The 18,726-nt window shown below is 75.5% G+C and carries 15 protein-coding genes; 6 read left to right on the top strand and 9 right to left on the bottom strand.

Annotation, left to right across the window (positions count from 1 at the left end):
* The first annotated feature begins 25 nt into the window (after positions 1-25).
* The 3 genes from QM788_RS07575 to QM788_RS07565 are packed head-to-tail and all read left to right on the top strand — an operon-like array spanning position 26 to position 6,131.
* Positions 26-4,072, top strand: a complete 4,047-nt coding sequence (locus tag QM788_RS07575) for a YhdP family protein (RefSeq protein WP_415660876.1) — start codon at positions 26-28, stop codon at positions 4,070-4,072.
* Complete coding sequence (locus QM788_RS07570) at positions 4,069-4,875, top strand: carbon-nitrogen hydrolase family protein (RefSeq protein ID WP_415660875.1); 807 nt, start codon at positions 4,069-4,071, stop codon at positions 4,873-4,875. The genes QM788_RS07575 and QM788_RS07570 overlap by 4 nt, the downstream gene beginning before the upstream one ends.
* The gene (locus QM788_RS07565; RefSeq protein WP_415660874.1) at positions 4,872-6,131 is read left to right on the top strand and encodes an MFS transporter; all 1,260 of its coding nucleotides are present in this window, start codon (positions 4,872-4,874) and stop codon (positions 6,129-6,131) included. Before QM788_RS07570 ends, QM788_RS07565 begins: the two co-directional genes overlap by 4 nt.
* Here QM788_RS07565 and QM788_RS07560 read toward each other — a convergent pair.
* Together QM788_RS07560 and QM788_RS07555 are read right to left on the bottom strand one after the other, a co-directional pair.
* Positions 6,115-6,666 (bottom strand): hypothetical protein, encoded by a 552-nt coding sequence (locus QM788_RS07560; RefSeq protein ID WP_415660873.1) that lies wholly within the window; start codon positions 6,664-6,666, stop codon positions 6,115-6,117. The genes QM788_RS07565 and QM788_RS07560 overlap by 17 nt on opposite strands.
* A 65-nt stretch (positions 6,667-6,731) precedes the next feature.
* The gene (locus QM788_RS07555; RefSeq protein WP_415660872.1) at positions 6,732-7,646 is read right to left on the bottom strand and encodes a class I SAM-dependent methyltransferase; all 915 of its coding nucleotides are present in this window, start codon (positions 7,644-7,646) and stop codon (positions 6,732-6,734) included.
* Positions 7,647-7,679: 33 nt separating this feature from the next.
* Between QM788_RS07555 and QM788_RS07550 the strand changes: the two genes are divergently transcribed.
* Positions 7,680-8,594 carry a glutaminase gene (locus QM788_RS07550; RefSeq protein WP_415660871.1) on the top strand — a complete coding sequence of 305 codons (915 nt, stop codon included), beginning with the start codon at positions 7,680-7,682 and terminating at the stop codon, positions 8,592-8,594.
* Between the two features lie 6 nt (positions 8,595-8,600).
* Here QM788_RS07550 and QM788_RS07545 read toward each other — a convergent pair whose 3' ends face one another.
* The 4 genes from QM788_RS07545 to QM788_RS07530 form a co-directional block, all read right to left on the bottom strand.
* A complete protein-coding gene (locus tag QM788_RS07545) occupies positions 8,601-9,206 on the bottom strand; it encodes a redoxin domain-containing protein (protein WP_415660870.1) in 606 nt (201 codons plus the stop codon).
* Complete coding sequence (locus QM788_RS07540; protein ID WP_415660869.1) at positions 9,203-11,305, bottom strand: protein-disulfide reductase DsbD family protein; 2,103 nt, start codon at positions 11,303-11,305, stop codon at positions 9,203-9,205. Before QM788_RS07540 ends, QM788_RS07545 begins: the two co-directional genes overlap by 4 nt.
* Before the next feature lie 70 nt (positions 11,306-11,375).
* Positions 11,376-11,915: a hypothetical protein gene (locus QM788_RS07535; protein WP_415660868.1), complete on the bottom strand. Its 540-nt coding sequence runs from the start codon at positions 11,913-11,915 to the stop codon at positions 11,376-11,378.
* Positions 11,916-12,072: 157 nt separating this feature from the next.
* The gene (locus QM788_RS07530; RefSeq protein ID WP_415660867.1) at positions 12,073-12,246 is read right to left on the bottom strand and encodes a hypothetical protein; all 174 of its coding nucleotides are present in this window, start codon (positions 12,244-12,246) and stop codon (positions 12,073-12,075) included.
* 159 nt (positions 12,247-12,405) lie between these two features.
* Between QM788_RS07530 and QM788_RS07525 the strand changes: the two genes are divergently transcribed.
* Positions 12,406-13,788 (top strand): leucyl aminopeptidase family protein, encoded by a 1,383-nt coding sequence (locus QM788_RS07525; RefSeq protein ID WP_415660866.1) that lies wholly within the window; start codon positions 12,406-12,408, stop codon positions 13,786-13,788.
* Here QM788_RS07525 and QM788_RS07520 read toward each other — a convergent pair.
* Positions 13,773-14,429: a ProQ/FINO family protein gene (locus QM788_RS07520; protein WP_415660865.1), complete on the bottom strand. Its 657-nt coding sequence runs from the start codon at positions 14,427-14,429 to the stop codon at positions 13,773-13,775. The genes QM788_RS07525 and QM788_RS07520 overlap by 16 nt on opposite strands.
* A 46-nt stretch (positions 14,430-14,475) precedes the next feature.
* Positions 14,476-15,159, bottom strand: coding sequence for a DUF4197 domain-containing protein (locus QM788_RS07515; protein ID WP_415660864.1), 684 nt, complete (start codon positions 15,157-15,159; stop codon positions 14,476-14,478).
* 43 nt (positions 15,160-15,202) lie between these two features.
* Here QM788_RS07515 and QM788_RS07510 point away from each other — a divergent pair, with 43 nt between their 5' ends.
* Positions 15,203-17,884: a GNAT family N-acetyltransferase gene (locus QM788_RS07510; protein WP_415660863.1), complete on the top strand. Its 2,682-nt coding sequence runs from the start codon at positions 15,203-15,205 to the stop codon at positions 17,882-17,884.
* Here the strand turns inward: QM788_RS07510 and bla are convergent.
* A complete protein-coding gene (gene bla, locus QM788_RS07505; RefSeq protein WP_415660862.1) occupies positions 17,881-18,726 on the bottom strand; it encodes a subclass B3 metallo-beta-lactamase in 846 nt (281 codons plus the stop codon). The genes QM788_RS07510 and bla overlap by 4 nt on opposite strands.

The raw sequence follows: 18,726 nt of genomic DNA, 5'->3' as shown, positions 1-18,726 counted from the left end.
CGATTCCCCGTGCCCAAGACAGAACGTGTCTGACTTCCTCTCGGCCGCCCTCCATCACTGCTCCCGCGCCGCCGGCCGGCCCCTGCGCCTGTGCTGGGTGGCGCTGCGCTGGGCCTTGCTGCTGCTGGCGCTGCTGTGGGCGGTGGGGGCGGCGGCCTGGGGCGTGTTGCACTGGGTCATTCTCCCGCACGCCGACGACTGGCGCCCCTGGCTGGAGCGGGAAGCCTCAAAGACCCTGGGGGTGGAGCTGCGCATCGGCCGGCTCCGCGTCGAGTCCGGCGGCTGGATGCCGCGCATGGAGCTGGGCGACGTGCAGGTGCTGGACGCCGCCGGCCGCCCGGGCCTGCGGCTGCCGCGCGTGGCGGCGGTGCTGTCGGCGCAGTCGCTGGTCGTGCTGCAGCCGCGCTTCTCGCAGCTGCTGGTGGACAAGCCCGAGCTGACCATCCGCCGCGACGCCCAGGGCCGGCTGTTCGTCGGCGGGCTGGGGCTGGACGGCGCCGAGCGCATCGACACCGGCGCCACCGAGGCGGCGCTGGACTGGCTGTTCAGCCAGCCGGAGCTGGCCATCGTCGGCGGCCGCGTGCGCTGGGTGGACGAGACGCGCGCCGACGCGCGGCCGCTGGCGCTGTCCGACCTCCACTTCGTCATGCGCAACGGCCTGCGCCGCCACGCGCTGCGGCTGGACGCCACGCCCCCCGCCGACTGGGGCCGGCGCTTCACGCTGCGCGGCCGGTTCACGCAGCGCCTGCTCAAGCGGCCCGGCGAGTTCCGGCACTGGAGCGGCCAGCTCTACGCCGAGCTGCCGCGCGCCGACCTGCGCCAGCTGCGCCGCCACGTGGACCTGCCCTTCCAGCTCAGCGAGGGCGACGGCGCCGTGCGCGCCTGGGGCCAGTTCAAGGACGGCCGGCCCGTCGGCGCGACGCTGGACCTGGCGCTGCGCGCCGTGCGGCTGAAGCTGCTGGCCACCGGCCCGGCGCTGGACCTGGACCGCATCGAGGGCCGGCTGGAGCTGGCCCGCAGCCGCGACGCGCTGAGCCTGCGCGCGCAGCAGCTGGGCTTCGTCAGCGGCGACGGCGTGGCCTGGCCGCGCTCGGACTGGGGCGTCGCGCTGCAGCTCGGGCCGCAGGACCAGGTGCTGGGCGGCGAGGTGGACGCGCAGCGGCTGGACTTCGCGCTGATGGCGCAGATCGCCCGGCGCCTGCCGCTGGGCGAGCGCGCGCACGCGCTGCTGGCCGAGCTGCAGCCCCAGGGCGTGCTGACCGCGCTGTCCGCCCGCTGGCAGGGCCCGCTGGACGCGCCGCGCAGCTACCGCGTGAAGGCGCAGGTGGACGGCCTGGCCGTCGCGGCCGGCACCGCCGCGCCGGACGGCCACGCCGGCCGCCCCGGGCTGCGCGGCGCCGCGCTGGCGCTGGACGCCAGCGAGCGCGGCGGCCAGGCGCGGCTGACGGTGCGCGACGGCGCGCTGGCGCTGCCCGGGCTGTTCGAGGACCCGGTGCTGCCGGTCACGCGGCTGTCCACGCAGCTCAGCTGGCAGCTGCCCCCGGCGGCCCCGGACGCCCGGACGCCCGGCGAGGTGACGCTGCGGCTGCGCGAGGTGCGGCTGCAGTCGCCCGACCTGAACGGCGAGTTCGAGGCCACGTGGCGGCGAGCGGCCGGCGCCACCGGGCCGGGCTTCCTGGACCTCGCCGGCCGCGCCGGCCGCGTGGACGCGACGCGCGTGGCCCGCTACGTGCCGCAGCACCTGACGGACACGCGCCGCTACCTGGCCGGCGCGCTGCTGGCCGGCGAGGCGCGCAACACCACGGTGCGCCTGCGCGGCGAGCTGGCCGAGTTCCCGTTCGACCAGCCGCGCGCCAGCGGCATCTTCCGCGTCGCCACGCAGGCGCGCGGCGTCCGGCTGGCCTATGTGCCGCCCGGCGACGCCGGCACGGCCTGGCCGGCGCTGGAGGGCGTGGACGCCGACGTGGTGTTCGACAGGGCCGCGCTGCAGATCCGCGACGGCCGCGCCCGCGTGCTGGGCTACGAGCTGGCCGGCGTGGCCGGCGGCATCCGCGACCTGCACCACGAGCGCGTGCTGGCGCTGGAGGGCGGCGGCCGCGGCGGCGGCGCGGAGCTGCTGGCCTTCGTGCGCGCCTCGCCGCTGGACGAGTGGCTGGGCCACGCGCTGCGGCCGGCCGCCGCGCAGGGCGGCGTGGCGCTGAAGCTGGGCCTGACCATCCCGCTGGACGACCCGGCGCGGACCGCCGTCAAGGGCCAGCTGCAGTTCGGCGGCGTGGACCTGCGGCTGCGCCCCGAGCTGCCGCCGCTGGGCGGCGTGCGCGGCCGCGTCGACTTCGACGGCCACGGCCTGCAGCTGGCCGGCGTGACGGCCCGGCTGCTGGGCGGCGAGGCGGCGCTCGACGGCGGCACCCAGCCCGGCGGCGGCCTGCGCTTCACCGTGCAGGGCCAGGCCACCGCCGAGGGCCTGCGCCACGCCGCCGAGCTGGGCGCCGCCGCGCGCTACGCGCAGGCCGCCAGCGGCCAGGCCGCCTACCGCTTCCAGATCGCCGTCCCCAGGACCGGCGCCGCCGAGCTGAGCCTGTTCAGCACGCTGCAGGGCCTGGCGCTGGACCTGCCCGCGCCGGCCCGCAAGGAGGCCGACGCCGCGCTGCCGCTGCGGCTGCTGGTGTCGCCCACCGGCGCGGAGCGCGACGAGCTGCGGCTGGAACTGGGCGCCCCGGGCGCGGCGCTGCTGCAGGCGCAGCTGCAGCGCGACGTGTCTGGCGGCGCGGCGCGGGTGCTGCGCGGCGCCGTCGCGGTGCAGGACCGGCTGCCCGCGCTGCCCGCCAGCGGCGTGCTGCTGCAAGTCGACACGGCCAGCCTGGACCTGGACGCCTGGCGGCAGCGGCTGGCCGCGCTGGCCGGCGACACCGGCGCGGAGGGCGGGGCCGGCGACGCCGCCGGCCTGCTGCCCAGCCGGATCGCGCTGCGCAGCCAGGCGCTGACGCTGCACGGGCGGCAGTTGGGCGCGGTGGCGGCCACCGCGGCGCGCGACGGCGCGCACTGGCGCATCGACGTGGACGCCGCGCAGGCCGCCGGCCGCATCGACCTCCAGGGCGTGCGCGACGGCCGCGTGGACGCCGTGCAGGCGCGGCTGACGCGGCTGGCGCTGCCGCGCGCGCAGGCCGACCCGGTCGGCGAGCTCATGGCCCCGGCGGGCGCGGACGGCGGCGGCGCGCCGCTGCCGTCGCTGGACATCGAGGTGGACGACTTCGAGCTGGCCGGCCGGCGCCTGGGCCGGCTGCTGGTGCGCGCGCAGGCGCCGGCTGCCGCGCGCGACTGGACGCTGCAGGCCCTGCAGCTCCACGCGCCCGAGGCCACGCTCAACGCCAGCGGCCGCTGGGGCGGCGCCGCCGGCCGGCGCCGCACGCAGCTGGACTGGACGCTGGACGTCGCCGACGCCGGCCGGCTGCTGGAGCGGCTGGGCCAGGGCCAGGTGCTGCGCGGCGGCAAGGGGCGCCTGGCCGGCCAGGTCGGCTGGGACGGCTCGCCGCTGGCGCCGCACTACCCCAGCATGGCCGGCGCGCTGCACATGCAGCTGGACACCGGCACCTTCCTGAAGGTGGAGCCCGGCGTCGGGCGGCTGCTGGGCGTGCTGAGCCTGCAGTCGCTGCCGCGCCGGCTGCTGCTGGACTTCCGCGACGTGTTCGCCGAGGGCTTCACCTTCGACGGCGTGACCGGCGACGTGGCCATCGCCGCCGGCGTGGCGCGCAGCGACAACATCCGCATCCGCGGCCTGCAGGCCGCCGTGCTGGTCGAGGGCAGCACCGACCTGGCCGCCGAGACGCAGCAGCTGCGCGTGGTCGTCGTGCCGGAGGTGTCGGCCGGCGGCGCGTCGCTGGCCTACGCCGCCATCAACCCCGCCGTCGCGCTGGGCGCCTTCCTCGCGCAGCTCATCCTGAGCCGCCCGGTGGCCGCCGCCAACACGCGCGAGTTCCGCATCACCGGCACCTGGGAGGATCCCAGGGTCGAGAAGGTGGAGAAGGCCGTCGCCCCGGCCAGCGCCGCCCAACCCGGAGAATCGCTCCCATGAAGATCGCTGCCTGCCAGATGGTGTCCGGCCCCGACCTGGCCGCCAACCTCGCCACCGCCCGCCGCCTGCTCGAATCCGCCGCCGCCCAGGGCGCCCGGCTCGCGGCGCTGCCGGAGTATTTCTGCCTGATGGGCCACCAGGACAGCGACAAGCTGGCCCACGCCGAGACGCCCGGCGACGGCCCCGTCCAGGCCATGCTGGCGCGCGCGGCGCGCGAGCTGGGGTTGTGGGTCATCGGCGGCACGCTGCCGATGCAGGCGGCCGCGCCGGAGCGGGTGCGCAATACCACGCTGGTGTTCTCGCCCGCCGGCGAGGTGGCGGCGCGCTACGACAAGATCCACCTGTTCGCCTACGACAACGGCCGCGAGAGCTACGACGAGGCGCGCGTGCTGGAGCCGGGCAGCCGGCCGGTGGCCTTCGAGGCCGAGAGCCAGGGCGAACGGCTGCGGGTGGGCCTGTCGGTCTGCTACGACCTGCGCTTCCCCGAGCTGTACCGCGCCTACAACCCCTGCGACCTGGTCGCCGTGCCGGCCGCCTTCACCCACACCACCGGCGAGAAGCACTGGGAGCTGCTGCTGCGCGCCCGCGCCGTGGAGAACCAGTGCTACGTCGTCGCGCCCGCCCAGGGCGGCCGGCACGAGAACGGCCGCCGCACCTGGGGCCACAGCATGGTCGTGGACCCCTGGGGCGAGGTGCTGGGCGTGCTGCCCGAAGGCGAGGGCGTGGTGCTGGCCGACGTGGACGCCGCCCGGCTGGCCCAGGTGCGCCAGCAGCTGCCGGCCCTCGGCCACCGCAAGCTGTGAGCGCCCCCCGCCCCGCCCGCGCCACCGCGTGGCTGGTCGGCGCGCTGGTCGCGCTGGCACTGTTCGGCAACTACTACGTCTACGACGCCATCGGCCCGGTGGCCGACCTGCTGCAACGGCAGCGCGGCTTCAGCGACAGCCAGGTCGGTCTGCTGAACGCCATCTACAGCCTGCCCAACGTCGTGCTCATCCTGGTGGGCGGCGTGCTGGTGGACCGCTTCGGCGCCGCGCGCATGACGCTGTGGACCGCCGCCGTCTGCCTGGCCGGCGCGGCGCTGACGGCGCTCAGCCCCGGCTTCGCCGGTATGGCCGCGGGGCGGCTGCTGTTCGGCATCGGTGCGGAGACCTTCGGCATCGCCACGCTGGCGGCCATCGCCGACTACTTCGGCGGCCGCAGCCTCGCGTTCGCGATGGGCCTGGCGCTGGCCGTCGGCCGGCTGGGCTCGTTCGGCGCCGACATGTCGCCCACCTGGTTCGCCGCGGCCTATGCGCAGGGCTGGCAGCCGCCGCTGCTGATCGCCACGGCGCTGGCGGCGCTGTCCTTCGCCGCCGCGCTGGCCTACTGGTGGGTGGACCGCGCGCCGCGCCGCGCCGGGCTGCTGCCCACGGGCCGGGGCGCCGAGGCCTTCGCCTGGCGCGACCTGCTGCACTTCGGCCGCGCCTACTGGTACCTGCTGGCGCTGTGCGTGCTGTGGTACTCGGTGATGCTGGCCTTCCGCAGCACCTTCGCCATCAAGTACTTCCAGCACGTGCACGGGCTGGACCTGGCCGCCGCCGGGCAGATGAACAGCCATGTGTTCCTGGCCGCCGTGTTCGCCACGCCGGCCTTCGGCTGGCTGTGCGACCGCGCCGGCCGCTACGCGCCGTTCCTGGCGCTCGGCGCGCTGGCGCTGCCAGCGGCGCTGGCCGTGATGGCGCTGACGCCGTGGCCGCTGTGGGTGTCGACGCTGCTGATCGGCGTCAGCTTCTCGCTGGTGCCCGCGGTCATGTGGCCGCTGGCCAGCCGGCTGGTCGCGCCCGGCCGCTTCGGCACCGCCATCGGCCTGATGTGGGTGGCGCAGAACGCCGGCATCAGCGGCGCCAACCTGGCCGCCGGCTGGCTGAACGACCGCGCCGGCGCCAGCGCCGCCAACCCGGCGGGCTACGACGCGATGATGGTGTTCTTCGGCGCCGCCAGCCTGCTGGGCTGCGCCTGCGCGCTGGCGCTTTGGGCCACGGCCGGCCGGCGCCGGCACGAGCTCAGATCTCCAGCCTGACGAGGTCGCGCAGCATCAGCCCGATGCCGGCGCGCAGCGCGCGCTCGTTGGCCAGGCGCAGCCGCTCGGACGGCGACAGCACGGCCTCGCCCAGGCCCGCGCTGCCGGCGCTGGCGACGCGGCGCAGGTAGAGCACCCGGCCGCTGGCCAGGTCGGTCAGCGTGTAGCGCACGGCGGCGGTGACCGTCACCTCGGCCACCGGCAGCGGCGGCTGCTCCAGCGCCAGCAGTTCGGCCCGCAGCTCGAAGCGCGGCGCCGGCTCGGGCGTGGCGGGGCGCAGGTCCACGGCGTGCAGCGAGTCCTCCAGCGCCTGCTGCAGCGCGGCCGTGCTGACGCGCGAGCCCCACCAGCGGTCGGTCTCGGCGCCGCCCTGCACCGGGGCCAGGCCGACCCGGCCCTTCAGCGCCGCAGGCAGCCAGCCGCGCAGCTGCAGCGCGTCGCCCGGCGCGACGGCCATGGAGCGCGTCTGGCTGGGCGCGCCGCAGCCGGCCAGCGCCAGCACGGCGGCAAGGAGGAAGGCGGAGCGCGGCGGCATGCGGGCCATGCTAGGCCCGGCCGCCGCGGCGGTGGCGGCGAATAGCGCGGCGGCAGCGCGGCTTTTCAGGCCACCGCGCGGTAGGCCAGCACCTTCAGCCCCCGGTCCGCCGACACGTCCGCGAACGCCGCCGGGTTCGCCACCCGCCCGGTGCAGGCCAGCGCCGGCGCGTGTTCCGCCATCACGTCGCGCAGGAAGGCCTCGCCCAGCTCCGGCGCATTCAGGCACAGCAGCGCCTGCCCGCCGGGCGCCAGCAGCGCGGGCAGGCGCCGCGCGAGCCGCGCATAGTCCTTGCTGGCGACGAAGCTGCCCTTCTGGAAGCTCGGCGGGTCGCAGACGACCAGGTCGTAGGGGCCGCCGCGGGTCAGCTTGCCCCAGGAGTTGAAGAGGTCGTGCGCCAGGAACTTCGCGCCGGCGGCCACGCCGTTGAGCTCGTGGTTGCGGCGGCCGATGGCCAGCGCGCCCGAGGCCATGTCCACGTTCACCACCTCGGCCGCGCCGGCCTGCAGCGCCACCACCGAGAACGCGCAGGTGTAGGCGAACAGGTTCAGCACCCGGGCGCCGGGCGCCACCTGCGCGCGCACCCAGCGCCGGCCCTCGGCCATGTCCAGGAACAGGCCGTGGTTCTGCCCGCGCAGCAGGTGGACGAGGTAGCGCGTGCCGGCCTCCGTGACGACGTGCGGCTCGGGCACGGCGCCGGCCATCAGCCGCGTCACGGCGGCCTCGCCGCGGCACTGGTAGACCCAGTTCAGCGGCGCGCCCGCGGGCGCGACCTCGCGCCAGCGCGCGGCGAGCGCGTCGCCGACCGCCGCCAGCGCGGCATCGGCCAGCGGCTGGAAGCTGGTCAGCAGCAACACCGGCGGCCAGGCGTCCAGCGCCAGGTGCTCACAGCCGGGGAAGCGGCCGCCGCGGCCGTGGAAGAGGCGGCCGGCGTCGGCCGGGAAGGGCATCGCGGCGATGGCGTCGAGCAGGGCTTGCATGGCGGCCATTGTCCCGGCGCCAGAATCGCCGCCATGAACTTCCAGCCCATCCTCGACGAGATCAACGCCGAGCTGCGCCCGCTGCTCGCCGCGCCCGGCGGCCAGGTGGCCCGCTACATCCCGGCGCTGGCGCGCATGTCGCCCGCGCAGTTCGGCATCGCGCTGCGCACCGGCGCGGGCGAGACGGCCGCGGCCGGCGACAGCGCGGTGCCGTTCTCCATCCAGAGCATGTCCAAGGTGTTCTCGCTGACGCTGGCGATCCGCGCGCTGGACGAGGCGCTGTGGGAGCGCATCGGCCGCGAGCCGTCCGGCGGGCCGTTCAACTCGCTGGTGCAGCTGGAGACGGAGCGCGGCATCCCGCGCAACCCCTTCATCAATGCCGGCGCCATCGCGGTGGCGGACCGCCTCGTGTCGCTGGGCGACGCCAAGGCCGAACTGCTGGCGATGCTCGGGCGGCTGTGCGGCGAGCCCGTGCACATCGACGCCGAGGTGGCGCGCTCCGAGGCCGACACGGGCTTCCGCAACGCCGCGCTGGCCCATTTCATGAAGAGCTTCGGCACGCTGGACAACGACGTGGCGACGGTGCTGGACGTGTACTTCAACCAGTGCGCGATCGCGATGAGCTGCGAGCAGGTCGCCTGCGCGGCCGGCTACCTGTGCCGCGACGGCCGCCACCCGCTGGCCGGCACGCCGGTGCTGAGCGAGGCGCAGGCGCGGCGCGTCAACGCGCTGATGCTGACCTGCGGCACCTACGACGCGGCCGGCGAGTTCGCGTTCCGCATCGGCCTGCCGTGCAAGAGCGGCGTGGGCGGCGGCATCGTCGCCGTGGTGCCGGACCGGCTCACGCTGTGCGTCTGGTCGCCCGCGCTGGACGCCACCGGCAACTCGCTGCTGGGCCGCCGGGCGCTGGAGCTGTTCGTCGCGAAGACGGGGCTGTCGGTGTTCTGACGCGCCTCAGCGCGCGTACTTGACCGAGCAGCCATACGGCCGCGTGCTGGCCTTCTCGACCGGGCGGCCCGCGGCCACGGCGGCCAGCGCTTGCGTCACGTAGGGCTCGGCGCGGGCGATGTCGTCCGCCTGGGCCGTGGCGATGCTGTCGATGCCGCCCTTGTAGGCCAGCCGGCCGTCCGGCCGGATCACGTACAGGTGCGGCGTGGTCTGCGCGCCGTAGGCGCGGCCGAGTGCGCCCTGCGGGTCCAGCAGCGTGGCGGCGGGCGCGGCGCCGCGCTCGGCGTTGAGCCGGCGGGCCGTCGCGCCGTCCACGAAGCCCTGCTGGCCCGGGGCCGACGAGATCACCTGCAGCCAGACCACGCCCTGCGCCGCGGCGGCCTGCTGCTGCTTCTGCATGTTGCCGCTGCCGTAGTGCTTCCTGACGTAGGGGCAGTCGTGGTTGGTCCACTCCAGCACGACGGTCCGGCCCCGGTAGTCGGCCAGGCTGACGCTCTGGCCGTCGGCCGTCGTGGCCGTGAAGGCGGGCGCGGGCGCGTCCACGGCGGCGCCGGCGAGCGCCAGCGACGGCGCGATCAGGGTGGCGAGCAGGCTGCGGCGAAGCCAGGTCATGTCGGACTCCCGGGAACGGTGGCAGAAACGGTGGCAGAAACGGCCTCGACGACGAGGCCGGGCGTCAGGATCTGCGGCAGCACCTGCGCCTCGGCGGCGCCGGGCGCGTAGTAGAGGTACAGCGGCACGCCGGAGCGGCCATGGGCCTTCAGCACGGCGGTGATCGCCGGGTCTTCGCGCGTCCAGTCGCCCTTCAGGTAGGCCACGCCGTGGCGGGCGAAGGCGTCCTTCACCTCGGGGCGGGACAGCGCCACCCGCTCGTTGACCAGGCAGGAGATGCACCACGCCGCCGTCATGTTGACGAACACCGGCTGCTGCTGCGCGCGCAACTCGGCCAGGCGCTCGGCGCTGTAGGCCTCGCCGGTGGCGGCGCTGGCGGCCGCGGCGCCGGCCGGCTTGATCCCGGCCGACGCGCCCAGCGCCAGCGCCACGCAGGCGGCCAGCGCCAGCCCGCCCGCCGCGCCGGGCGCGACGCGGCGCCACCACAGGCCGAACGCGATCAGCACCAGCCCGCCCAGCGCCAGCGCCACGCCGTCCGGCCCGGCCTGCTGCGCCAGCACCCACAGCAGCCAGACCACGGCCGCGTACATCGGGAAGGCGAGGAACTGCTTGAACCGGTCCATCCACGCGCCGGGGCTCGGCAGCCAGCGCTGCGCGGCCGGCCAGAAGGCCAGCACCAGGAAGGGCAGCGCCAGGCCCAGGCCCAGCGCCAGGAACACGGCCAGCATCACCGCGGCCGGCTGCGCGAGCGCGAACGCCAGCGCCGCGCCCATGAACGGCGCCGTGCAGGGCGTGGCCACCACGGCCGCCAGCACGCCGGTGAAGAAGCTGCCCGCCAGCCCCTGCTTCGCGGCCAGGCCGGAGCCGATGCCGGCGAAGCGGCCGCCGACGTCGAAGAAGCCCGACAGGTTCAGGCCCACCGCGAACAGCAGGTAGGCCACCACGCCCACGAACACCGGCGAGTGGAACTGGAAGCCCCAGCCCACCTGCTGGCCGCCGGCCCGCAGCGCGACCAGCACGGCCGCCAGCAGCGCGAAGCTGGCCAGCACGCCGGCCGTGTAGGCCAGGCCCTCGGCCTTGTGGTCGCCCTGGTTCACCAGCGCCAGCGCCTTGATGGACAGCACCGGGAACACGCAGGGCATGAGGTTCAGGATCAGGCCGCCCAGCAGCGCCAGCGCCAGCGCGGGCAGCAGGCCCAGGCTACCCGCCTCGGGCGCGGCGCCGGCCGTGTCGGCGGCCGGCGCGGCCAGGTCCGCCGGGCCGGGGCCCTGGCCGGCGCCCTCGGGCATGGGGACGCTGACCGTCCAGGCCTGCGGGCCGGCGTCCGTCATCAGCGTCAGCACGCCGGACAGCGGCTGGCCGGGCTTGACCGGGTCCTCGCCGGCGGCCAGGTCCAGCGTCCAGCCGTCGCCGCCGGCCCGCAGCGGCTGCGGCGCGCTGTGGGTAATGGCGCCCCAGGTGTCGGCGAAGAAATAGGCCCGGCTCACGCCGGCCGTCGGGCCGGCCAGCTGCACGCCCTGCGGCGCGGCCCGGGCCCGCAGCGCGAACGGCGCCGGCTTGGGGAGGGCGCCGCGCCATTCCTCGATCTGCGCGGCGTCCGGGCCGGGCGGCGCGGCGGTGGCGACCACGGGCAGGTCCAGGCCCAGGCTGACCTGCTCGGGGATGCAGACGTCCTTGCACACCAGCCAGCGCACCTCGGCCACCGGCCGGAAGCGGCCGCCCGGCCGGGCATCGGCCGGCACGGCCAGCTCCACCAGCAGCGCGGCCTGGCCTTCATAGCCGTAGTTGACCAGCGGGCCGATGGGCTGCACGGCGGGCGTGGGCCACTGGATGGGGCCGGCCTCGGCGCCGCTCCAGTCCAGCGTGGTGGCCTGGCCGGAATCGCCGGGGTTGAGCCAATAGGTGTGCCAGTGCGGCTTGATGTCCTGCGCCAGCGCCACCGTGAAGCGCTGGCCCGGCGCGACGGCGGCCTGGCTGGACACGAGGCGTGCCGACACATGGTCCGTGGCGGCTTCGGGAGGCGCGGCCAGGGCCAGCAGCGGGGCGGCCAGCAGGGCCGCGAGACAGAAACGCATGAAGGGACGCGGGAGCACAGGCATGGCGAAATCCTAGGCGAAACCCGCAAGCCCCCGCCGTGGGCGCCCGTTCATGGCGCCGGTGGACGGATCCTCAGCGCGGCGCGGCGTCCGCGTCCGCCGGTGGCGGCGCCTCGCCGTCGGGCCGGCGGTGCGAGCGCGTGGTGGGCAGGCCCAGCTGCCGACGCCTGGCCAGCCGGCCCGCCAGCCAGGTGCCGCCGAGCACGGCGAAGATGTTCAGCACGCCGAACAGCGGCGCGGCGCTGGAGGACAGCAGCACGGTCTGCAGCGGCGCCGAATAGGCCCGCGGCTCCAGCGCGAAGCTGAAGGCGCCGAAGATCAGCCAGCCCGCCCAGGCCATGCCGACGCCGGACATCATCCAGGCCACGTAGGGCCGGTGGCGGCGCCGGGCCGGGCGCAGCGTGGCGTAGCTCCACAGCAGCGACACGGCGAACAGCGCCACGGCGATCGCCACGGCCTCTCCCAGCATCACGGGAAGGCTGTTGCGGCCGCCCAGCTGGAGGTAGACCGAGCGCGGCAGGCCGGTGCTGGCGTACTGCATCGCGGCGCCGATGCAGAAGGAGAACAGCAGGGCGCCCGAGATGAAGGCGATGGAGCGGCGGGCAGCTTTCATGGGGGGCGATTCTCGGTGCAGCCGCGCGCCGGGGCCGTCACCGGGCGGCGGCGGCCGGGCGAAGTCCACGGACGCCGCCAAAAAACGACGCCCGCCGGCCGGCGGGAAGCCGGGCGGCGGGCGGCGGGCGGGTGGACGGAGCCTGGGCGGGGCGGGCTCAGCGCTTGCGGTCCAGGCGCAGCGCGCGGGCCAGGCCGCGGCGCTCGCCGCTGTACAGCGCAGTGTCGAAGGCCTCGTGCTTGCGGCCCTTGTCGGCGCCGCCTTCCTGCAGCAGTTCGGGCACCGGCAGGCGGCGCGGCGTGGGTTCGGTACGGGGCTGGAGTTTCATCATGGCTGTCTGGCCGGGGCTCGCCGGCCGTCTCGCGTGGGAAGCGGCGCGATTGCGAGGCACAACGCGGGCCGCGCCGGGCGGGTTGACAAGGCGGAAACACTTCCTTGCACCTGCGATGTGCCGACAATCGCGGCTTCGCCATCCCCGCACCCCGCCCCCATGACCGTCAAGCTGAAGAAAACCGTCCCGGCCAAGGCCACGCCCATCACCGTCGTGGACCGCGCCGCCTTCCAGGCGCTGGCCACCGGCCTGCCCGCCGCCACGCGGCAGTGGCTGGCCACCGTCGGCTTCACCGGCGCGCCCGACAGCCATGCGCTGGTGCCGGGCGCCGACGGCCGGCTGGCGCAGGTGTTCGCCGGCGTGGCGCATGCGGCCCACCCGTTCGCGCTGAGCGCGCTGCCGCTGGCGCTGCCGGCCGGCGACTACCGGCTGGACGGCGCCGGCCTGGCGCTGCTGCCGGAGTCGGCCGCGCTGTCCTGGGAGCTGGGCGGCTACCGCTTCGACCTCTACCAGCCCGCCCGGCGCGAACCCGCCACGCTGTGGCTACCCACTGGCGCCGACGCCGAGCGCGGCCTGGCGCTGGCCGCCGCGATCAGCGCCACGCGCGACCTCGTCAACACGCCGGCCGAGCACATGGGCCCGGCCGAGCTGGCCGCCGCGGCCAAGGCGCTGGCGGCGCAGTACGGCGCCAAGTTCAGCGAGATCGTCGGCGACGCGCTGCTGAAGAAGAACTTCCCCAGCATCCACGCGGTGGGCCGCGCGAGCACGCGCGCGCCGCGGCTGATCGAGCTGACCTGGGGCCACCCCAAGCACCCGCGGCTGGCGCTGGTCGGCAAGGGCGTGTGCTTCGACAGCGGCGGCCTGAACATCAAGGGCGGCGAGGGCATGCGGCAGATGAAGAAGGACATGGGCGGCGCCGCCAACGCGCTGGGCCTGGCCACGCTGATCATGGCGCTGCAGCTGCCGGTGCGGCTGCAGCTGCTGATCCCGGCGGTGGAGAACGCGATCGCCGGCAACGCCTACCGGCCGGGCGACGTCATCAAGACGCGCAAGGGCCTGCACGTCGAGATCGGCAACACCGACGCCGAGGGCCGCGTGGTGCTGAGCGACGCGCTGGCCTACGCCGCCGAGGGCGAGCCCGACCTCGTCATCGACCTGGCCACGCTGACCGGCGCGGCCCGCGTGGCGCTGGGCGCGCAGCTGCCGGCGCTGTTCGCCAAGCACATGGACACCGCGCGCGACCTGGTGGACCTGGGCCTGAAGCTGGACGACCCGCTGTGGCACATGCCGCTGTGGGCGCCGTACCACGCGGGCATCGAGAGCAGCATCGGCGACATCGTCAACACCGGCAAGAGCGCGCTGGCCGGCGCCATCAACGCGGCGCTGTTCCTGGAGGACTTCCTGCCCGCCCAGCAGGACTGGCTGCACGTGGACCTGTTCGCGTGGAACGACACCGCCCGCCCGGGCCGCCCGGTGGGCGGCGAGGCGCAGACGATCCGGACGCTGCTGGCCTACCTGGAAGGCCGCTACCGGCGCGGCTGAGCGGGGCGCGGGCGCGGCGGGCGGCGGTCGTCGCGGCGCGCCTCGCGCGGCGGGGCCGGCGGCGCCTCGGCGCGCTCCTTGCGCGCAAGCTCCAGCAGCCCCGGCAGTTCCTCGGGCACGACGCCCTTGAGCACGCAGAAATTGGCCTCGGTCAGCGTCGTGCGCTCGAAGTCCCACAGCAGCTGCCCGCGGTTGCGGCGCTGCTGCTGCTCCAGCTGCTCGCGCTCCTGCTTCAGCCCGCGGCGGCGCGTCAGCTCGTCCTTCGCGGCGGCGAGGTGCTCCTCGCTCAGCTCGCCGGCGGGCTGGCCGTCCAGGTCGAAGCGGGTCTTGGCCTGGGTCAGCGCGACCAGGTAGCCGGTCGAGCCCGTGTGGCGGCGCAGGAAGGCGCTGAGCTGCGCCTTGCTGAACCGGCCCGGCGCGCGCTCCTGGATGTCGGCCTGGATGCGCAGCTTGACGGGCTTGGGGCGGCCGGTGAACAGCGCCGGGAACAGCGCCTTCAGCTCGGCGGCGACATCGCGCGCGGCCTCGGTGGCCTCGGCCACCTCGGGCGAGCAGGCCTTCTCGACGGCAGCGGCGACGGGCGCGGCGGGTTCAGCCGCCTCGGCGGCGGGCACGGTGGATTCGGGGAGGTCGGAACTCATAAGGGGCGGGATTGTCCGTCAAGCCCCCCGGAAGCCGTGCCAGGGTTCAGCCCAGGCCGCCGAACACCTTTTTCAGGATCGCGCTGCCGGTGCCCACCGGATCCCGGCGGATCTTCCTCTCCTCCTCGCCGATGATCCGGTACAGCCCGTCCAGCGCCCGCGCGGTGACGTACTGCTGGATGCTGGCGTCCTCGCCCTTCACGAGGCCGAAGCCGGAGGCCTTCTTCGCCACGGCGTTGTACTTGTCGGCCAGCGACACCTTCTCGGTCGCCTGCGTGACGATGGGCAGGAACTGCCGGCCCAGCGGCTCGCGCGTCTTGCCGGCGAAGAACTGCGTCACCGACTCGTCACCGCCGCGCAGGATCTGCAGCCCGTCCTCCACGCTCATGTCCTTGACCGCCTTGACCAGCAGCGGCTTGGCGACCGGCACGGCGGCCTCGGCGGCGCGGTTCATCGCGGTGACCAGCTCGTCCAGCCGCGCGCCCTGGCCGGTGGCCTTCAGCAGCCGGGCGGCGTCCTTCAGGTAGCCGGGCAGCTCGATCTTCACGAGCGGGTTGCCGAGGAAGCCGTCCGGCCGGCCCAGCAGCGCGACGGCCGCGTTGGCGCCGCGCTCCAGCGCGGTGCGGATGCCGGCGTTGGCGTCGCCCTCGGTCAGCGACAGCGCCCGGGCCGGATGCCAGGGCGCCCACAGCAGGGCGGGTGTGGCGGCGATGATGAAACGGCGTCGCATGGGAGGCTCCTGGAAGTCTGCGGCGCATCTTAGAGTTCGCCGCATGGACGCCCATTTCCTCACCCCGCTGTTCACGCCCCACTCCATCGTCGTCTTCGCCGGCCCGCCGGACGACCCCGGGCGGCAGACCGCCCAGGCGCGCGCGCTGTGCGCGGCGCTGGCGGCGGCGCCGGGGCAGACCCCGCCACAGTTCCTGCACGGCGAGACCACCGGCACGCTGGGCGAGCTGGCGCGCTCGCGGGCGGACCTGGCCGTCATCGCGCTGCCGCCCGACGAGATCGCCGCCGCGCTGGAGCTGGCCGGCCGCATCGCCTGCCGCACCGCGCTCATCATCAGCAACGGCATCGAACCGGACCAGGCCGCGCAGTTCAAGCGCATCGCCCGCCGCGAGGGCCTGCACCTGCTGGGCCCCAACTGCCTGGGCCTGCAGCGCCCGCCGCTGCGGCTCAACGCCAGCGTCGCCGGGCCGCTGGCGGCCGAGGGCTCGCTGGCGCTGGTGTCGCAGTCCGGCGCGCTGACCTCGGCCATGCTGGACTGGGCGCAGCAGAACCAGGTCGGCTTCAGCCAGGTCGTGTCGCTGGGGCCGAACGCGGCCGTCGACCTGGCGCAGGTGCTGGACTTCCTCGCCGCGGACGCGCGCACGCAGAGCATCGTCGTCTACCTCGAGGGCATCTCCAACGCGCGCCGCTTCATGAGCGCGCTGCGCTCGGCCGCGCACGCCAAGCCGGTGGTCGTGCTGAAGGCCGGCCGGCGCCGCGCCGGCAACGAGGCGGCGCTGACGCACAGCCGCGCCATCGTCGGCAGCGACGACGTGTTCGACGCCGCGCTGCGCCGCGCCGGCGCGGTGCGGGTGCGCAGCTTCGTCGAGCTGTTCTCGGCCGCCAAATGCCTGGCCGCGCGCTACCGGCCGGTGGGCCAGCGGCTGGCCATCGTCACCAACGGCGGCGGCCCCGGCATCCTGGCGGCGGACTGGGTGGACGAGATCGGCCTGCAGCTCGGCCGGCTCTCGCCCGACGTGGCCGCCGCGCTGAAGCCGCAGCTGCCGCCGCTGGCCTCGCTGGTGGACCTGGTGGACCTGTCCGCCGCCGCCACGCCCGGCCACTACCGCGCCGCGCTGCAGGCCGCCGCCGCCGACCCGGCGGTGGACGGCGTGCTGGCGATCTACACGCCGCAGCTCGAATGCGACGCCACCGAGGTGGCCCGCGCGGTCGTCGCCGCCAAGGCCGACTCCGCCAAGCCGCTGTTGGGCTGCTGGATGGGCGACGCCTCGGTGCGCGACGCGCGCCGCGTGCTCAACGACGCGGCCATCGCCAACTTCCGCACGCCCGAGGCCGCCGTCGGCGCCTTCGGCAACATCGCCGCCTTCCACGCCAACCAGCGCCTGCTGATGCAGACGCCGCCGCCGCTGTCCAGCCTGGCCCAGCCCGACCTGGAGGCCGCGCGGCTGCTGATCGAGAGCGTGCTGGCCGAACGCCGCCGCACGCTGACCGAGATGGAGAGCAAGGCGCTGCTGGCGGCCTTCCACATCCCGGTCACGCAGACGGTGCTGGCGCGCAGCGCCAACGAGGCCATGATGCTGGCCACGCAGATGGGTTTCCCCGTCGCGCTGAAGATCGACTCGCCCGACATCACGCACAAGAGCGACGTGCAGGGCGTGGTGCTGAACATCCAGAGCGGCTCGGCCGCGCGCGACGCCTACAGCGACATGATGGCCCGCGTGCAGAAGCTGCAGCCCCGGGCGCGCCTGAACGGCGTGACGGTGCAGAAGATGGCGCGCCGCGGGGGCGGGCGCGGCGGGCGCGAGGTCTGCGTCGGGCTGGTGACGGACGAGGCCTTCGGCCCGGTCATCGTGTTCGGCGCGGGCGGCACGATGATCGAGCTGATCGCCGACCGCGCGATGGAGCTGCCGCCGCTGAACCAGTTCCTCGCGCGCCGCCTGGTCGAGCGCGCCCGCGTGGCCGAGACGCTGGCCGAGGGCTGGCAGGGCGGCGCGCCGGCCGACCTGGACGCGCTGGAGCATGTGCTGCTGCGCGTCAGCGAGATGGTCTGCGAGTTCCCGCAGCTGCGCGAGATGGACATCAACCCGCTGATCGTCGACGAGAACGGCGCCGTGGCCGTGGACGCGCGCATCGTGCTGCAGCCCGGGCCGGTCAGCGGCACGACGCGCGCCTTCGACTACCCGCACCTGGCCATCCTGCCCTACCCGGCGCGCTTCGAGCAGGTCTGGCCGCTGGCCGGCGGCGGCGAGGTGACCGTGCGCCCGGTGCGCCCGGACGACGCGCAGATGCTGCAGGAGCTGGTGCGTGGCCTCAAGCCCGAGAGCCGCTACTTCCGCTTCGCCAGCGCCATCACCGAGCTGCCGCCCAGCCTGCTGGCGCGGCTGACGCTGATCGACTACGACCGCGAGATGGCGCTGGTGGCCGTGTCCTCGACCGAGGCCGGCGAGCGCATCGTCGGCGTGTCGCGCATCATCACCAACGCCGACCAGACCAGCTGCGAGTTCAGCCTGCTGGTGGCCGACGACTTCGGCGGCAAGGGCCTGGGCACGCGGCTGATGGAGGGCATCACCGACGCGGCGCGCGAGAAGGGCCTGTCCGACATCGAGGGCCTGGTGCTGTCCAACAACAGCGACATGCTGAAGCTGATGCGCGGCCTCGGGTTCACGGTCAAGCCCTTCCCGGAGGATCCGGATTTCAGGCTGGTCACGCGCAGCTTGCAGGGCTAGCGTTTCTCGGCTTCCGCTTGTTTCCGCAAGCGCTGCGCCGCCGCGTCGGCATAGGCCGCGCAGCTCGTCGGCCGGGGGTGGGGCCGGGCCGCGTCGGCGTAGTTCCAGCCGCTGGCGCCCGGGTGCGGCGTCAGCAGCAGGTCGCAGGGCAGGCCGCGCACGGTCTCGATGCTGCGCGCGAAGTCGCGCCGGATCTGCGGGTAGGCGGGGTTCCCGGCCAGCCGGTAGCCCGGCGCGCTCAGGCTGTCCACATAGGCGATGCGCACCGGCCGGCCGTCGCGGGTGTCGGTCCAGGTCCAGCTCAGGCTGCCCGGCGTGTGGCCGGGCGTGAACCAGGCGGTGAAGGCCATGCCACCGAGTTGCACGACCTCGCCGTCCTGCACGAGGCGGTCGGCCGCGACGGGCGGGAAGGCGATCGCGTCGCCGAAATGGAGGTCGTGGCTGCCGCCGCGCGCGAGCAGCGCCGCGGACTCGGCGTTGCTGACCAGCGCCGCACCGGTCGCGCGCTTGACGGCGGCCAGCGGGCCGGCGTGGTCGGCGTGCGCGTGGCTGTGCAGGATCAGGCGCAGCTCGCCCGGCGCGACGCCGAGCCTGGCCATGTTGCGCAGCAGCGCGTCGGCCATCTGCGGCATGCCGCCGTCGATCAGCACCGCGCCCTGCGGCGTCTTGACGAGCAGCGCGGTGATGTCGCGCGCGCCGATCTGCCAGACGTGGTCGCTGATGCGCAGCGGCTCGACGGGCGTGCGCCAGGCGGCGTCCACCTCGTAGGCCTGGAGCTGCGGCAGGGGTTGGGCGGCGGCGAGGGCGGGCAGCGCGAGCGCGAGGGCGGCGTAGGCGCTCAT

The sequence above is a fragment of the Roseateles sp. genome, from assembly GCF_047654785.1.
GTDB lineage: Bacteria > Pseudomonadota > Gammaproteobacteria > Burkholderiales > Burkholderiaceae_C > Pelomonas.
The sequence above is the reverse complement of the archived record's forward strand: the minus strand, read 5'-3'. Positions and strand labels throughout refer to the sequence as shown.

Excerpts from the sequence above, each read along its gene's own strand:
- QM788_RS07570 (WP_415660875.1), top strand. The coding sequence starts at position 4,069 with ATGAAGATCGCTGCCTGCCAGATGGTGTCCGGCCCCGACCTGGCCGCC.
- QM788_RS07560 (WP_415660873.1), bottom strand. The coding sequence starts at position 6,666 with ATGCCGCCGCGCTCCGCCTTCCTCCTTGCCGCCGTGCTGGCGCTGGCC.
- QM788_RS07555 (WP_415660872.1), bottom strand. The coding sequence starts at position 7,646 with ATGCAAGCCCTGCTCGACGCCATCGCCGCGATGCCCTTCCCGGCCGAC.
- QM788_RS07550 (WP_415660871.1), top strand. The coding sequence starts at position 7,680 with ATGAACTTCCAGCCCATCCTCGACGAGATCAACGCCGAGCTGCGCCCG.
- QM788_RS07545 (WP_415660870.1), bottom strand. The coding sequence starts at position 9,206 with ATGACCTGGCTTCGCCGCAGCCTGCTCGCCACCCTGATCGCGCCGTCG.
- QM788_RS07540 (WP_415660869.1), bottom strand. The coding sequence starts at position 11,305 with ATGCCTGTGCTCCCGCGTCCCTTCATGCGTTTCTGTCTCGCGGCCCTG.
- QM788_RS07535 (WP_415660868.1), bottom strand. The coding sequence starts at position 11,915 with ATGAAAGCTGCCCGCCGCTCCATCGCCTTCATCTCGGGCGCCCTGCTG.
- QM788_RS07530 (WP_415660867.1), bottom strand. The coding sequence starts at position 12,246 with ATGATGAAACTCCAGCCCCGTACCGAACCCACGCCGCGCCGCCTGCCG.
- QM788_RS07525 (WP_415660866.1), top strand. The coding sequence starts at position 12,406 with ATGACCGTCAAGCTGAAGAAAACCGTCCCGGCCAAGGCCACGCCCATC.
- QM788_RS07520 (WP_415660865.1), bottom strand. The coding sequence starts at position 14,429 with ATGAGTTCCGACCTCCCCGAATCCACCGTGCCCGCCGCCGAGGCGGCT.
- QM788_RS07515 (WP_415660864.1), bottom strand. The coding sequence starts at position 15,159 with ATGCGACGCCGTTTCATCATCGCCGCCACACCCGCCCTGCTGTGGGCG.
- QM788_RS07510 (WP_415660863.1), top strand. The coding sequence starts at position 15,203 with ATGGACGCCCATTTCCTCACCCCGCTGTTCACGCCCCACTCCATCGTC.
- bla (WP_415660862.1), bottom strand. The coding sequence starts at position 18,726 with ATGAGCGCCTACGCCGCCCTCGCGCTCGCGCTGCCCGCCCTCGCCGCC.